We start from the raw sequence: 16,271 nt of genomic DNA on the forward strand, positions 1-16,271 counted from the left end.
ATGCCAGCTCACGCCACTACTCCATTCCACGAAATATCCATGATGCTCACTTTATATCGCGACATATCCCGGTATTGACATGTCAGATCGCCCACAACCAGTATGGGTGCCCGGTCACCCAACTGCGGGTGGTGGCCGACGGGGAAACACCCTTAGCGACTGCTTCGCCAGTCGGTCCGTTGGGGGTCTGATCGTGCACCACCTTTCTTGTTCAATTTTCAAACAGGCCTGCTCAGCATGAGCGATGCCACCGTATTGGCCCTGGTCGGGACGGGGAGCCTGGCTCGCGCATTCTGTTACTCGCTCGCCGTGGTCGCGACCAGCCCGATCCGTGTTGTGATACTCGGCCGTAACATCGACAAAACACGCGAAGCCACCTATGTGTCGTCAACTCGCGCCGCTCTTTCCGGCGCCCCGGTCGTCTTCGAGGCCCGAAAAAGCAGCTTGACCAGCAATGAAGCACTCGCGGAGACGCTCGGTCAGATCGTTCCCAATGGCGTGCTCGTCGCCGCCTCCACCCAGTCACCCTGGGAACGCCAGAATTCCCCCTCCAAATGGACGGAATTCCTGGGAAAGGCGGGATTCGGGGTCACGCTGCCCTTCCAGGCGGAGGCCGCGCTCCGGGTCGCCCGTGCGGTCCCCGCGGGGACCTGGGTGATCAACGCCTGCTTCCCCGACGCGGTGAACCCCCTCGCCGCGGCGCTGGGCCTGCCCCTGTGGTGCGGCGTCGGCAACGCGGCGCTGCTCGCCGCGAGCGCGCAGGCCGCGCTCGGCCTGTCCGACCAGCGTGAGCTGCGGATGCTCGCCCACCACAGCCACCTCTATCCGCCACGGGACGACCACCCGGAGGCGCGCGCCTGGCTCGGAGACGGGGAAGAGGATCGCGAACTGGAGGACGTGGGCGGCCTGCTGGCCGCGCAGCGCGCCGCCGGGCGCGCCGAGCTCAACCACGTCACCGGCCTGGCCGCCGCCCGGCTGGTCGCCGCCCTGGTCGCGGGCCACGACGTGCCCACCCACCTGCCAGGACCGCTGGGGCTGCCCGGCGGGTATCCGGTCCACGCCTCGCTCGCCGCGGGGGTACGGCTGCGCCTGCCGTACGGCGTGGAGGAGAAGGAGGCGGTCGACTTCAACCAGCGGGCGGCCCTGCGCGACGGCGTGGTCGTCGAAGACGGCCGCGTCACCTTCGCGCCCGCCGCACGAGAACAGCTGGCCGCCGTCGCACCCGACCTCGCCGGCGGCTTCCCCGTCACCGACCTGGAGCCGGCCACCGCCGCCCTCGATCAGCTCAGAACCCGGCTGCGCCGCGCGGCGGCCGGCCGGCAGGACACCGGCCGCGAACCGGCCTGACCCACTTCAGCGGTCCCGAACCCGGAACCGCCGCACCACCACGGTCTCACCAGGACCATCGCCAGGAAGAGGGCGCTGACGCCATGCCGAACTCCTTAAGCACCGTCGAGACGACCGCCAACCTGCTGACCGACTTCTACGACCAGTTGCCCCGCTCGATCGCGGCCTGCGTCGCCGACCCGGAGCCGGTCAGGGAGCCGGCCGGCTTCTCCCCCGGCTTCCTGCTGCCGGAGCTCGACGACGACGTACGCGGCTTCCTCGACGTGGCGACGGCGGCGTGGCGGCCGCTCGGCGACTACGGCGGGCACGACCTCAGCCTCCTGGACCTGGCCGGCAACCCGGGCACCGGCACCACGAAGACGTTCGCCTCGCTGCTCATCGTGGCCCGCGCGGTGGAGTACATCCGCCGCTACGGCGAGCCGATCACGATCTTCTCCCCGACCTCGGCCAACAAGGGCACCGCCCTGCGCGACGCGGTGCTGCGCGCGATCGACCACGGCCTGGCCGACCCCGCCGAGCTGCGCGTGGTCATCCTGGCGCCCGAATCGTGCCAGGCCAAGCTGCGCGCCTCGCGCCTGTCGTCCGATCCGGCCCTGGCCGCGCTCAACCCGATGCTGGTCTACGGCGGCGAGCACCCGGAGGACGTCAAGGCCATCGGCCGCCGGTTCGCGGACAAGTACGCGGGCGAGTTCCGCGCCGCGGGCGGCAACCTGTGGTTCTCGCTGGAGCTGGGCAACTACCTGGTGGCCGACACCGCCCGCGCGTTCTTCGAGCAGCGCGCCGCCCCCGACGCTGGGCCGCGCCTGCACGCGCACGCGGTCTCCAGCGCCTTCGGCCTGCTCGGCTACCACCGCGGCCGGGAGGTCCTGGAGCTCGCGGGCCTGGCCGACCCGGCGGCCCGCCCGGCGAGCCTGCTGGTGCAGCACCTCGGCACCCCGGACATGGTGCTCAACCTGCGCCACGGCGGCTTCGAGCGGGACAACGCGCCCGTCTACGAGGCGGTGGACGGGCGCTACGTGCAGAGCGCCGACCCCCGCTTCCCGCAGGTCACCTACGACCCGGCGGAGGTGCTCGACCCGACCTTCTACACCCACCGCCCGGCCACCTCGCCGGCCATGAACGAGCTGATCGCCAGGCACGGCGGCGACGGCATCGTGGTCTCGCTGGCCGAGTGCGTCGAGCGTTACCCGCGGCTGCGCGAGATGCTCGCCGGCACCGGTCGCGAGCTGCCCGCCGACTTCCGGACGCTGCGCGAATGGTCGCTGGTCATGGCGCTGACCGGGGTGCTGAACGCGATCGACCGCGGCCTGGTCGAGGCGCCGCGCGACGTGGTGGTGCACGGCTCGGGCAGCTACTCCACCGCCGACTACGAGGTGCTGCCCCGCTCCGCCCAGATCATGGTGGACGGCGCCGAGGACGTGGCTCGGGCGGTCCTCGGCTGATGGACGGCTCGTACACCGGCGACGAGATCGCCATCGTCGGCGTGGCCGGCCGCTTCCCCGGTGCGGCCGGGGTGGCGGAGCTCTGGCGCAACCTCCTCGACGGCGTGGACTCCGTGCACGACTACACCGAGGCGGAGCTGCGCGCGCTCGGCCTGCCGGAACGGCTGATCGCCGACCCCGCGCACGTGCCGTCCGGCGGCCGGGTGGACGGCGTGGACGGCTTCGACGCCGCCTTCTTCGGCGTGCCGGCGGACGAGGCCGTGCGCATGGACCCGCAGCAGCGGCTCTTCGTCGAGCAGGCGTGGGCGTGCATGGAGGACGCCGGCCACGCACCCGGCTCCTACGACGGCGTCGTCGGCGTCTTCGCCGGCTCCTCGGTCAACCGGTACTTCCTGTACCGGCTCCTGGCGGGAGGCCAGCCCGACGACTGGGAGGAACGGCTGGCCCCCGGCTGGGCGGCCGACTACCTGCCCGCGCAGGCCGCCTACCGGCTGGGTCTCACCGGCCCGGCGGTGGCCGTGCAGACCGCCTGCTCCAGTTCGCTCGTCGCGGTCTGCCAGGCGGCGCAGAGCCTGCTCGACTACCGCTGCGACCTGGCGCTGGCGGGCGGGGTGAGCGTCATCGAGCCGCGCTTCAAGCACGTCGAGGGCGGGATGGTCGCCCCGGACGGCCGCTGCCGCGCGTTCGACGCCGCCGCCCAGGGCGCCGCCTACGGCAGCGGGGTCGCGGTGCTCGCGCTCAAGCGCATGGAGGACGCGCTCACCGACCGCAACCACGTGTACGGCGTGCTGCGCGGCTGGGCGGTCGCCAACGACGGCGCGGCCCGTGCCGGGTTCGCCGCTCCCGGGCTGGAGGGCCAGGCGGCCGTGGTGGCCGAGGCGCTGGCGGGGGCGGAGCTGAAGCCGGGCGACATCGGGTTCGTGGAGGCTCACGGCAGCGGTACGCCGGTGGGCGACGCGATCGAGGTGGCGGCGCTGGCGCGGGTGTTCCGGGGGCCGCTGGTGCTGGGGTCGGTCAAGACCAACCTGGGCAACCTTGACGCCGCCGCCGGGGCGGTGGGGCTGATCAAAGCGGTGCTGGCCGTACAGACCGGGCTGATTCCAGCCAATCTCCACTTCAAGACGAAAAATCCGGATCTGGGGGATGTGCCGTTCGTGATCCCCCAGCAGACCGTGACCTGGGAGGATCCCGTACGGCGGGCCGGAGTCAGCTCGTTCGGACTCGGCGGCACCAACGCCCACGTGATCGTCGAACAGCCCCCCGAACCACCCGAGCGCCCCCCGGTCACCGGCCGGCACGCGCTCCCCCTCTCGGCCCGCACCCCCGAGGCGCTCTCCCGGCTCGCGGCCGCCCTCGCCGCCCACCTCGCCGCCCATCCCGAACTTCGCCTCGACGACGTCGCCCACACCCTGTGGAACGGACGCCGCTTCTTCACCCACCGCACGGCCGTCCTGGCTGAAGACCTCCCCGGCGCCGTCGCCGCCCTGGCCACCGCCGCGCCGGGCACCGTGGTCCCGGCTCCCCGGACGGGCGACGCCCCGTACGAGCCGGCCGAGCGGTGGCTGCGCGGCGAGGTCGTTACTCCGCCCGAGTATCCCGGCGCCCGCCGGGTCCCGCTGCCCGGTTACCCGTTCGAGCGACGTACGTACTGGTCGGAGATCCCGCGATGACCACCCCCATCCTCTTCTGCATCCCCTACGCCGGCGGCGCGCCGAGCGCCTTCCGCGCCTGGCCGGCGATCGCCGGGCACCGGCTGGACGTGCGCCCCGTGGCGCTGCCCGGACGGGAGGCACGGTTCCTGGAGCCGCCGGACGTGGACGTGGCCCAGCTCGCCGACGACATCGCCGGGCAGGCGGGCGGCCGGCCGTACGCGATCTTCGGGCATTCCATGGGCGGGCGGCTGGGCTTCGAGGTCGTACGGGAGCTGCGCAGGCGCGGCGAGGAGCCGCCACTGGCGCTGTACGTGAGCGCGTGCCGCGCGCCCGACACGGTCGAACCGCTGTCGGTGCTGGCCAGGGCGGACGACGAGGCGCTGTTCACGCGGCTGACGGAGCTCGGCGGGATGCCGAGGCAGATCCTCGACGACCCCGAGATGCGCGAGCTGCTGCTGCCGGTCTTCCGCGCCGACTTCGCCTGGCTGGACTCCTACGTCTACGAGCGCGAGGCCCCGCTGGAGGTGCCGATCACGGCCTTCGCCGGCCGGGACGACCCGTCCATCGACCCCGGGCTCGTGGACGGCTGGCGCCGCGAGAGCACGGCCGGCTTCGAGTTGCGGATCGAGCCCGGCGGCCACTTCTTCGTGCACGAGCGCGCCCCGCAGATCCTGGACGCGATCTGCCACGACCTCGGCAGGCAGCCGCGCCACCTGCTCCCGCTGGGCGGGACGGGCTGGTCGGTGTGGAAGGACGCGGTGCTGCGCAGCACCGGCTTCCCCGCGGACGGACTGGCGCGCTTCTCCGCCCCCGAGTGCGCGCGGGCCGCCGACGCCTTCCTCGCCGGGGAACTCGACGGGGAGACCTTCGCCAAGACGCTGGCCGCCGCGCTCGCCGCCGGCAGCGAGGACGCCTGCGAGCTGGCCGCGGACCCGTTGTTCCGCGAGGCCGTCATCTGGCAGAACCGCACCGCCCTCGCCGCGCTCGACGGCCTGGTCAAGGGCGGGCCCGGCCAGAAGCGCAACAACAAGCGCCGCGAACGCGAGCAGATCATCCTCAAGTACTGGCAGCGCTACACCGCCAAGAACGACAGCGTCGGCTTCTTCGGCCCGGTCACCTGGGCCGCGATCCGCGCGGACGGCCCCGCGGTCACCGCCGAGCCCGGCCCCGGCCTGCTGGCCGGCCGCCGCGTCCGCTTCGAGGACTGGGCGCTGAGGGCGCTGGCCGCCAAGCTCGCCGAGGACCCCGCCGTACGCCGCGGCTACCCGCCGGTCCTCCAGCCGCACCTGACCCTGGCCGGACGCAAACTGCTGCGCCCGGCCTTCCCGCCCGTGCCGATCTCCGCGGCCGAGGAGGCGGTCCTGAGCCGCTGCGACGGGCGGCCCGCCGTGGAGATCGCCGGCGAGCTGATCGGCACGGCCGGCTTCAGGTCCCCCGACGACGTCTACCTGACCCTCGACATGCTGGCCGAGCGCGAGCTGATCGACTGGACGGGCAACGTGCCGGTCACCGAGGAGGCCGAGCGGCACGTGCACAAGCTGCTGACCCGCGCCGGCCACCCCGGCGCGCTGGCCGTCTTCAAGGACCTGCGCGCCGCCCGTGACCGGGTGGCCGACGCGGCGGGCGACCCAGAAGAGCTTCTGACCGCCCTGCTCGCGCTGAACGACCGGTTCACCTCGGTCGTCGGCGAGAGCGTGCGCCGCCCCGGGCAGACCTACGCCGGTCGCGGCCTGCTCTACGAGGACACCACCCGCGACCTGCGCGTGGTCTTCGGCGGTCAGCTCCTCGACGACCTCGCCGAGCCGATGGCGCTGATGCTCCAGGCCGCCCGCTGGCTGACCGTCGAACTGGTCAGGGTCTACGGCGCCGCGCTGCGCGAGCTCTACGACGAGCTGCGGGCCGACACCGAGGGCGAGGTCCTGCTGGCCGACGTGTGGTACCTGGCCCAGGGCGCCCTGTTCGGCTCGGCGCGGCGGCCGGTGGACGACGTGGCGGCCGGCTTCGCCGCCCGCTGGCGCGCGGTGTTCGGCCTGGACGACCTTCCCGAAGGCACCTCCCAGGTACGGCTGACCGCCGCCGAGCTGGCCGGGGCGGTGGCGCGTACCTTCCCGGCGGCGCGCCCCGGCTGGTGGGCGGGCCGGTTGCACGCCCCCGACCTGCAGATCTGCGCGCCCGACGCGGACGCGGTCAACCGGGGCGACTACACCGTCGTGCTCGGCGAGATGCACGCGGCCTGGCCGACGTTCGACACCTGGGTGTTCACCGGCGCCCACCCGGACCCCGGCGCGCTCGCCGAGGCCCTCGACGCCGACATCGGCCCGGCCCGCCTCGCGCCGCTCTACCCGGACACCTGGCCGCTGCACACCGGCAGGGTCTCGCGCGCGCTGGCGGGTCCCGGCGTGCGCCGGCTCGGCTGGACCGCCGCGCCCGGCTCCGACCCGGCCACGATCCTGCCCGCGACCTCGATCCAGGTCCGCGACCTCGGCGGCGACCTGGTCGCCGTCGCGCCGTACGGGCAGCGCTGGCCGCTCGTCGAGGTGTTCTCCGAGCTTCTGGCGATCCACGCGGTCGACGGCTTCAAGCTGGCCGCCGCGGGCGGGCACACGCCGCGGATCTCCATCGGCCGTCTCGTCGTCGCCCGGGAGACCTGGCGGACCACGGCCGGGGAGAGCGGCCTGACCGAGGTGACCGGCGAGCGCGAGCGCTACCTCGCCGTACGCCGCTGGCGCCTGGCCCTGGGCCTGCCTGAGCAGGTCTTCGTCAAGCTGAGCAGCGAGATCAAACCCACCTATGTCGATCTGACCAGCCCGTTCTACGCCTCGATGCTCTGCATGATGCTGCGCTCGGCCAAGGCGCGCGCGGGCGACGGCGTGAAGGTCACGATCACCGAGCTGCTGCCCGGTCCCGGGCAGGCATGGCTGCCCGACGCGCGGGGCCGCGGCTACTTCAACGAACTGCGCCTGCACCTGGTCGATCCCGCGACTCCCGGAGGTCTCGCGTGAGCCTGGCTGATCTCATCCTCTCCCGTGCCGCGCGGCGGCCCGGCGCGGTGGCCGTCCGGCAGTGGGCGGACGTGCTCACCTATGGCGAGCTCGCCGTCCGTGCCGAGCGGCTGGCGGTCCGGCTGCGCGCCCTCGGCGTCGGCCCCGAGACGCTGGTGGGCGTCTGCCTGCGGCGCCGGCCGTCGATGATCGTCGCGATCCTGGGCGTGCTGCGGGCCGGTGGCGCGTACGTGCCGTTCGACCCTGACGGCCCGCCCGTCCGGCGCGGAGAGATCCTCGCCGACGCGGGCATCACCACCGTGATCGTCGACGACGACACCGCGGCCGGGTTCACCGGCGTGCGGCGGGTGCGCGCCGATGACGGTGACGACGGTCCGTGCCCGCCGTCGGGCGCCGGGCCGGGCAACGCCGCCTACGTCCTGTACACCTCGGGCTCGACCGGGCGGCCCAAGGGCGTCGTGGTCGAGCAGCACAGCGTGGCGGCGTTCGCCGACGGCTTCGCCCGGCACACCGGGGCGGGGCCGGACACCAGGGCGCTGGGGTTCGCCGCGCTCACGTTCGACCTGTCCGTGCTGGACATCTTCGTCACGCTGGCCACCGGCGGCGCGTTGCAGCTCGCCGGGGACGCCGACCGGGCCGACCCTGCCCGGCTGCAACGGTTCGTGGCCGAGCACCGGGTGGACTGGGGCTGGATCCCGGTGGTGCTGCTGACCCTGCTGGAACCGGCCGGGCTGCCGGAGTGGCGTACCGTCATCACCGGCGGCGAGGCCCCCGGGCCCGAGCAGGTCGAGCGCTGGACCTCGACCGGCAAGCGCTTCCTCAACTGCTACGGCCCCACCGAGGCGACCGTCTGGGCCACCTCCTTCGAGGCGCGCGGCCGCTGGGAGCGCTCCCTTCCGATCGGCGCCCCGCTGCCCGGCTACACGGCGGCGGTCTTCGACGAGACGACCGGCGCCGTACCCGACGGCGGCACCGGGGAACTGCTGCTCGGCGGCACCGGCGTGGCCAGGGGCTACCTGGGCCGTCCCGCGCTGACCGCCGACCGCTTCGTGCCCGACCCCTCCGGGCACGGCGCCCGCCTCTACCGCACCGGGGACCTGGCCAGGCGCGACGAGGAGGGCCTGCACTTCCTGGGCCGCAGCGACCGCCAGGTCAAGATCCGCGGGCAGCGGGTGGAGATCGGCGAGGTCGAGACCGTCCTGCGGGCCCACCCGTCGGTCGAGCACGCGGTGGTCGAGGCCGTGGACGGACCCTCGGGTCCGCGGCTGGTCGCCTTCTGCAGCCCGGACGCGGACTCCGCCGACCTCCTCGCCCACTGCGCCGAACGCCTGCCGGCCGCGATGGTCCCCGCCCAGCTCGTACGGCTCGCCGCCCTCCCCCTGACCCCCTCGGGCAAGGTGAACGGCCTGGCCCTGCGCGCCCTGGCCGAGAATGACCGGACACCGGACGGCGGCTCGGCCGGGAACGGCCGGACGCCGGACGGCGGCGGGGTCGCTGCGGCTGTGCCCGTCACCCCGCTGGAACGCGCGCTGGCCGACCTGTGGACCCAGGTGCTGCATTACCGGGATGCCGCGATGGAGGACGACTTCTTCGCCATGGGCGGCGACTCCGTGGCCGCGATGCGCCTGGTCGCGGCCGTGGGCAGCACGCTTGAGCTGGCCGTCGCCGTGGAGGACGTGTTCGCCGGGCGGACCCTGGGCGGCTTCGCGGCCCGCGCCGCCGCCGCGGGTCCACGGGCGGAGCGGCTCCCCACCGGCAGCCCGCCCGCGCTGTCACCGGCGCAGCGCCGCCTGTGGTTCGTGGACAAGCTCGCCCCCGGCGCCACCGCCTACAACCTCGCCCTGGCCGAACGCCTGCACGGGCCGCTGGACGTGGCCGCGCTGGGCGACGCGCTGGCCACGGTGATCGCCCGGCACGAGGTCCTGCGCTGGCGGGTGCCGGACGCGGCGGGCGTGCCGTACGTGGAGGTGGACCCGCCGGCGGCGGTGCGGCTGGTGGTGGAGGACGTTGCCGAGGAGCGGCTGGAGGCGGTGCTGGCGCAGGAGTCCGGGCATCGTTTCGAGCTGGCGGCGGGGCCGTTGTGGCGGGCCAGGCTGCTGCGGCTCGGGGAGCGGGAGCACGTGCTGGCGCTCACCTTCCACCACGCGGTCTTCGACGGCTGGTCGCAGCGCCCGTTCCTGGAGGATCTCGGCCGGGCCTATGCGGGCGAGGACCTGTCCGCCCCGCCCGCGCGGTTCGCCGACTACGTGGCCTGGCGCGACCGCCAGGAACGCGAGCACGGCCAGGACCACCTGAACTGGTGGAAGACCCACCTCGACGGCGCCCCCGTCGTGCTGGACCTGCCCCGCGACCACCCCCGGCCGCCGGTGCAGACCTACGCGGGCGGCCGGGCGAGCCTCACGCTGGGCGCGCACACCGCCGGCGCGCTCAGGACGCTGGCCGTCGAGCTCGGCACGACCCCGCCCACCGCCATGCTGGCCGCCTTCGCCGAGGTGGTGCGCCGGGTCACCGGCCGCGACGACGTCCTGGTCGGCACGCCGTCGGCCGACCGCAGGCACGAGGCCTTCCACGACCTGGTCGGCTTCTTCCTGGAGGTGGTGCCGCTCCGGCTGCGCGCGGGCGCCGGCGACAGCTTCGCCGACCGGGTACGCGCCGCCGCCGGCGAGTTCCTGTCCGCCCTCGGTCACCACGCGGTGGCGCTGGACCGGATCGTGGACGCGGTCGCCGTGCCCCGCGACCCGGGCCGGGCACCGCTGGTGCAGGTGCTGTTCAACGTCTACAACTTCCCCGAGCCCAGGCTGCCGCTGACCGGGGTGCGCTCGGAGCGGGCGGTGCCCGGGGTGGCCGGCTCGCCGTTCGACCTGACGATCTACGCGGTCGAGCGCGACGGCGCGTACGCGATCGACTGCGTCTACAACGCCGACCTGTACACGGCCGCGCGCGTGGAGCGGCTGCTGTCGGCCTACGGCGCGCTGCTCGCGGCGGCGGCGGCCGACCCGCACGCCCCGATCGGCGCCCACGAACTGCCCGGCGCCGCCGCACTGGCCGAGGGTGCGCGTGAGCTGCCCGGCAAGGCGCCGGGCGAGAGCCCGGCGCGGGCGGCGCCCATGGCCGGCTCGTCGCGGCCGGTCACGGTGACCGAGCGGCTGGTCGCCCGGGTCTGGCGAGAGGTGCTCGACCGCGAGGACGAGGTCGGCGCCACCGCGAACTTCTTCGACGCCGGCGGCAACTCGCTGGCCATGGTCAGGGTCAGGGCCCGCCTCGCGGCGCTGCTCGGCCGGGAGCTGACCATCGTCGACCTCTTCAAGCACACGACAGTCCGTGGACTCGCGGCCTTCCTCGACGGGGAGTCCGGCACGCCAGAACTGAACAGAGCCGACCGGCGCGCCCAGGCCCGCCGGAGCCGGCAGGAGAAGCGCAGGAGGATCTAGTGACGGAGTTCGCCGCCGAGCCCATCGCCATCATCGGCATGAGCGCCCGGGTGCCGGGCGCGGCCAGCATCGAGGAGTTCTGGCGCAACCTCGTCGCCGGCCACGACTCGCTGACCACGACCACGCTGGAGGAGCAGCTCGCGCTGGGCGCCAACCGCGAGATGGTCGAGCACCCGGCCTTCGTGCCCGCCGCCCAGATCATCAGCGACATGGAGTACTTCGACGCGGGCCTGTTCGGCATGAACCCGCGCGAGGCCGAGATCGCCGACCCGCAGCTTCGCGTCTTCCTGGAGCAGGCGCACGCGACGCTGCTCAACGCCGGTTACGACGCCACCCGCTTCGACGGCGACATCGGCGTCTACACCGGCACCGGCCCGAGCGTCTACCAGTGGCTGAACATCCGCACCCACGCCGCCCAGTCGCTCGGCGCCATCGGCGTCGGCGTGGCGGTCAGCAACAACATCGACTACATCGCCACCACCGTCTCCTACCGCCTGGACCTGCGCGGCCCGAGCATGACGGTCTCGACGGCCTGCTCGTCGTCGCTGGTGGCCGTCCACCTGGCCTGCGAGGCGCTGCGCAGCGCCGAGTGCGACATGGCGCTGGCCGGCGGCGTGTGCCTGGAGTTCCCGTGGGGGCTCGGCTACCCGTCCATGGACGGCTTCACCTCCTCCGACGGCCACGTACGCCCGTTCGACGCCAAGGCCGACGGCACCATCTGGGGCAGCGGCACCGGCGTGATCATGCTCAAGCGGCTCAGCGACGCGCAGGCCGACGGCGACCACATCAGGGGCCTGATCCTGGGCAACGCGATCAACAACGACGGCGCCGGCAAGGCGGGCTTCTCGGCGCCGAGCGTCGAGGGCCAGGCCGCGGTCATCCAGGAGGCGCTCGGCGTCGCGAACGTGGACCCGCGCACCGTCGGCTACGTCGAGGCGCACGGCACCGGCACCGCGCTCGGCGACCCGATCGAGGTGGCCGCGCTGACCAGCGTCTACGGCCGCGACGCCCAGGACACCGGCTGGTGCGGCATCGGCTCGGTGAAGTCCAACATCGGCCACCTCAGCCAGGCCTCCGGCGTGATCGGCCTGATCAAGGCGGTGCTCACGCTGGAGCACGGGATGATCCCGCCGAGCATCAACTTCGACGAGCCGAACCCGGCCATCGACTTCGACGCCGGCCCGTTCTACGTGGTCACCGCGCCCACCAAGTGGCTGGCGGACGGCGAGCCGAGGCGGGCGGCGGTCAGCTCGTTCGGCATCGGCGGCACGAACGCGCACGTGGTGCTCCAGGAGGCGCCCGCACCCGAGCCGCGTCCCGCCCCCGCGGGCCGTCCCCGCCTGCTGCGCCTGTCCGCCCGTACGGCCGGCGCCCTGAGCACCGCCCGCGACCAGCTCGCCGCCCACCTGGAGAAGACCGCGGACCTGGTCCTGGACGACGTCGCCCACACGCTCGACGTGGGCCGCTCGGTCTACAAACACCGCGCCGCCGTGGTCGCCGCCGACCTGACCGACGCGGTGAGCGCGCTGCGCGAACGCCGCCGCTTTCTCACCGGCACCGCCGGCGACCCGGCGCCCGGCGTCGCGCTGCTGTTCTCCGGCCAGGGCGCCCAGTACGCGGGCATGGGCGCGGACCTGTACGAGACGGAGCCGGTCTTCGCCGCGGCGATCGACGAGTGCGCCGAGATCGCCGCGGCCGAGCTGGGCGAGGACCTGCGGGCGGCGATGTTCGGCCGCGGCCCGGAGTCCGACGCGCTGCTGCGCGAGACCCGCCGCACCCAGCCCGCCCTCTTCATGATCGAGTACGGCCTGGCCAAGCTCTGGCGGCACTGGGGCGTCGAACCGGCGGCCATGATCGGCCACTCGATCGGCGAGTACGTGGCGGCCACGCTCGCCGGCGTCTTCACCCTGCCCGACGCGGTACGCCTGGTGTGCGCCCGTGGCCGGTTGATGCAGTCGATGCCGGCCGGGTCGATGCTGGCCGTACAGCGGGACGAGGAGTGGGTGGCGGCGCGGCTGCCCGAGGGCGTGGGCATCGCCACCGTGAACGGCCCCGGCGTCTGCGTGGTGGCGGGGCCCGCGGCGGCGGTGGACGCGTTCGCGGCCCGGCTGAAGGACGAGGACGTCAAGACCACCGCGCTGCGCACCTCGCACGCCTTCCACTCACCGATGATGGACCCGATCCTGGCCGAGTTCACCGAGGTGGTCGCCGCGGTGCCGAGGCAGGCGCCGCGGCTGCCGTTCCTGTCGAACGTGACCGGCGACTGGATCACCCCGGAGGAGGCCGTGGACCCGGCGTACTGGGCCGGGCACCTGCGGCGGCCGGTGCGGTTCGCCGACTGCGTGGCGACGCTGCTGGCCGAGGGCCGGTGGGTGCTGCTGGAGTGCGGGCCGGGCAAGCAGCTGGCCGGCCTGGCCCGGATGCAGACGCCGAAGGACGGCCTGGCGCCGCTGGCCAGCCTGCCCGCGGCGACCGAGCGGGCGGGCGCGGCCGAGACGCTGCTGACCTCGGCCGGGCGGTTGTGGACCGCGGGGGTCGCGGTGGACATCCCGGTGCCGGGACAGCGGGCGCCGCTGCCCGGGTATCCGTACGAGCGGGAGTATCACTTCCTCAGCCCTTCGGCGCCGGAGGCGGTCGCCGCCCCGGTGCTGCCGTCGGGGCCGCGGGGTCTGGACGACTGGTTCGAGGTGCCCGCCTGGAACGAGGTGCCGACGGTCGCGGCCGGTGAGCGGTTCGCCCGGTGCCTGGTCTTCGCCGGCGACGGCCGGGGCGAGGAACTGGTCGCGGCGTTGCGGGAGGGGGGCACGGAGGTCGTCACCGTGCGTCCCGGGCCCGGCTTCGCGCGGCTCGCGGACGGGTACGCGCTCGTGCCCGGCGATCGGGCGGGCTATGACGCGCTGGTCGAGGCGCTGGTGAACGACGGCGGCGTACCGGCGAGGATCGTGCACGCCTGGCCGCTGACCGGTCACCCGGCCGGGACCGACCCGGACGCGACGGCCGCCGCGCAGGAGAACGGTCTCTACAGCCTGCTCTGGCTGACGCAGGCGCTGGCCGCCGCGCAGGTGGCCGCCGGCGTGCGGATCGACGTGGTCACCGACGGCACCCAGGACGTGCTGGGCCACGACCTGACCCGTCCCGAGCACGCCACCGTGGCCGGGATCGCCCAGGTCGCGCCGGTCGAGATCGACGGCCTGACCGTCGGCCACCTGGACCTGGACCCGGCGGGCACGCCGGTGAAGGCGCTGCTGGCCGAGCTGCGCCGGCCCGCCGGGCAGGGCACGCTGGCCCTGCGCAACGGGCGGCGCTGGCAGCGCGGCTTCCGTCCGGCGCCGCTGCCCGCCGACGTGCCGGGCGACGTGCTCAAGCCCGGCGGACGCTACCTGATCACCGGTGGCACCGGCGGCATCGGCATCACCATGGCCGAGGAGCTCGGCACCCGGCTGGGCGCGCGGATCGTGCTGCTGAGCCGTTCGGGACTGCGCGAGGGCGACCCCCGCACCGCGCGGGCCGCGGCCGCGATCCGGCGGGTCGAGGCCGCGGGCGGCTCGGTGAAGGTCGTCGCCGCCGACGTGACCGACCCGGTACGGCTGCGCCGGATCCGCGAGGAGGCGGTGGCCGAACTCGGCGGCCTGGACGGCATCGTGCACGCGGCCGGCCTGCCCGGCGGCGGCATGGTCGAGCTGAAGGAACGTGAGGAGGCGCAGGCCGTCCTCGCTCCCAAGATCTACGGCACGCTCGCCCTCTGGAACGCCTTCGGCGACCTCGACCTGGACTTCGTCGCCCTGTGCTCCTCGGTGACCGGCATCGCCGGCGGCTTCGGCCAGGTGGACTACACGGCGGGCAACGCCTTCGAGGACGCCTTCGCCCGCTCCCGCCGGAACGGCCCGCGCATCCTCTCACTCAACTGGGGCGTCTGGCTGGAGGTGGGCATGGCCGCCGACACCGACGCCCCGGCCGCCGTCGGCAGGAACGCCGGCGTCACCGCCGCGGTGCCCGTCGAGCACGGCATCCTGCGCAGCCGGATCGGCCACGAGGTACGCGGCCCGGTCTCGGCCGAGACCCACGCGATGCTGGACGAGCACCGGATGGGCGAGGTCCCGATCATGCCGGGGACGGGGCAGCTGGAGTGCGTGCGGGCCGCGTTCGAGGCGGTCGTGCCCAGCCCCGGTCCCGGCCACATCATCGAACTGCGCGACCTGGCCTTCGTCAAGCCGCTGGCCGTACGGCCCGGCACCACCGGCGAGGTGGTCGTGGAGGTGGTCACGACAGCGGACGGCGGCGAGCTGGAGCTGCGTACCCACGAGGGCATGCACGCCCGGGGCGGCGCCGTCTGGGTCGAGGAGCGGCCGCCCGCGCGGGTGGACCTGGACGCGCTGCTGGGCGGGCTGCGCAAGGCCGGCGCCGAGGAGATCGTCGGCGTCCACGACAGCGTGCTCAACTTCGGGCCGAGCTGGCACCACCCCGAGCAGGTCTGGTTCGGCGAGCGCGAGCAGATCGGCCTGGTCGAGGCGATCGACGCGGTGGCCGCCGACCTGGACCGGTGGGGGCTGCACCCGGTGCTGCTCGACATCGCCACCTCCTACGGCACCGGCGACGGCCGCCAGACGGGGCTTTCTTACATGCCGCTGGCGTACGGGACCGTGCGTGTCCACGACCGGCTGCCCGCCCGCTTCTACAGCCATCTGCGCATGGGCGACTTCCGCGAGGACAGCCGGATGGTGGCGCTGAACTTCACGCTCATCGACGAGTCAGGCAAGGTCCTGGTGGAGATCGAGGACTTCGAGGTACGCCAGGTCGAGCCGGGCACGGTGACCGCGCTGGGCGACGTGCCCGAGGCCGCGCCGACCGGCTGGAGCTACGCCGGGGCGAGCGGGGAGCCGAGCGACGGCATCCGGCCGGTGGACGGCGTCGAGGCGTTCCGCCGCGCGCTGGCCGCCGACGCGGGCGCGCAGATGGTGATCAGCTCGATGGCGATCGCCGAGATCATCGAGGGCGAGCGGCGTTTCTCCGCCGGCGAGCCCGCGCCGGAGCAGGCGGCCGAGGCCGTGCGGGTGGTCCGCGACGGCGACTTCCTGGCGCCCGAGGGCGAGCTGCAGACGACGCTGGCCGGGATCTGGAGCGGTGTGCTCGGGGTGAAGGACATCGCCGCCGACGACGACTTCATCGACCTGGGCGGCAACTCGCTCGTCGCGGTCCAGCTCATCGCGCAGGTCAGAACAACGGTCGGGGTGCGGCTGCCGATGCGGGCGCTGTTCGAGGCGCCGACCGTCGCGCAGATGGCGGCCAAGATCGAATCGCTCAGGGCCGCCCAGGACGGCGCGGCCCCCGCCGCCACCCCGTCCGCGTCGGCGCCGATCCCCCGCGTCGCCCGGCGCATGTCCTAGGACTCATCCCCCC

Annotated in this window: 6 protein-coding genes; all 6 read left to right on the forward strand. The window is 74.2% G+C overall.

The window, feature by feature from the left end:
• The first annotated feature begins 444 nt into the window (after nt 1–444).
• The gene (locus tag ACFWY5_RS01250) at nt 445–1,347 is read left to right on the forward strand and encodes a hypothetical protein (protein ID WP_379610447.1); all 903 of its coding nucleotides are present in this window, start codon (nt 445–447) and stop codon (nt 1,345–1,347) included.
• An 83-nt stretch (nt 1,348–1,430) separates the two neighbouring features.
• Nucleotides 1,431–2,789 (forward strand): DUF6002 family protein, encoded by a 1,359-nt coding sequence (locus ACFWY5_RS01255; protein ID WP_379610448.1) that lies wholly within the window; start codon nt 1,431–1,433, stop codon nt 2,787–2,789.
• Entirely contained in the window at nt 2,789–4,459 is a 1,671-nt protein-coding gene (locus tag ACFWY5_RS01260) for a beta-ketoacyl synthase N-terminal-like domain-containing protein (RefSeq protein ID WP_379610449.1), read from the forward strand. The genes ACFWY5_RS01255 and ACFWY5_RS01260 overlap by 1 nt, the downstream gene beginning before the upstream one ends.
• Entirely contained in the window at nt 4,456–7,443 is a 2,988-nt protein-coding gene (locus tag ACFWY5_RS01265) for a thioesterase domain-containing protein (protein ID WP_379630232.1), read from the forward strand. Before ACFWY5_RS01260 ends, ACFWY5_RS01265 begins: the two co-directional genes overlap by 4 nt.
• Nucleotides 7,440–10,874 carry an amino acid adenylation domain-containing protein gene (locus ACFWY5_RS01270; protein WP_379630233.1) on the forward strand — a complete coding sequence of 1,145 codons (3,435 nt, stop codon included), beginning with the start codon at nt 7,440–7,442 and terminating at the stop codon, nt 10,872–10,874. The genes ACFWY5_RS01265 and ACFWY5_RS01270 overlap by 4 nt, the downstream gene beginning before the upstream one ends.
• Nucleotides 10,874–16,258 carry an SDR family NAD(P)-dependent oxidoreductase gene (locus ACFWY5_RS01275; RefSeq protein ID WP_379630234.1) on the forward strand — a complete coding sequence of 1,795 codons (5,385 nt, stop codon included), beginning with the start codon at nt 10,874–10,876 and terminating at the stop codon, nt 16,256–16,258. The genes ACFWY5_RS01270 and ACFWY5_RS01275 overlap by 1 nt, the downstream gene beginning before the upstream one ends.
• Nucleotides 16,259–16,271: the final 13 nt, after the last annotated feature.

This window comes from Nonomuraea sp. NPDC059007 (assembly GCF_042740555.1).
Lineage (GTDB): Bacteria > Actinomycetota > Actinomycetes > Streptosporangiales > Streptosporangiaceae > Nonomuraea.

Bases quoted from the DNA above. Each gene is read 5' to 3' on its own strand.
- ACFWY5_RS01255 (WP_379610448.1), top strand. From the start codon at position 1,431: ATGCCGAACTCCTTAAGCACCGTCGAGACGACCGCCAACCTGCTGACC.
- ACFWY5_RS01260 (WP_379610449.1), top strand. From the start codon at position 2,789: ATGGACGGCTCGTACACCGGCGACGAGATCGCCATCGTCGGCGTGGCC.
- ACFWY5_RS01265 (WP_379630232.1), top strand. From the start codon at position 4,456: ATGACCACCCCCATCCTCTTCTGCATCCCCTACGCCGGCGGCGCGCCG.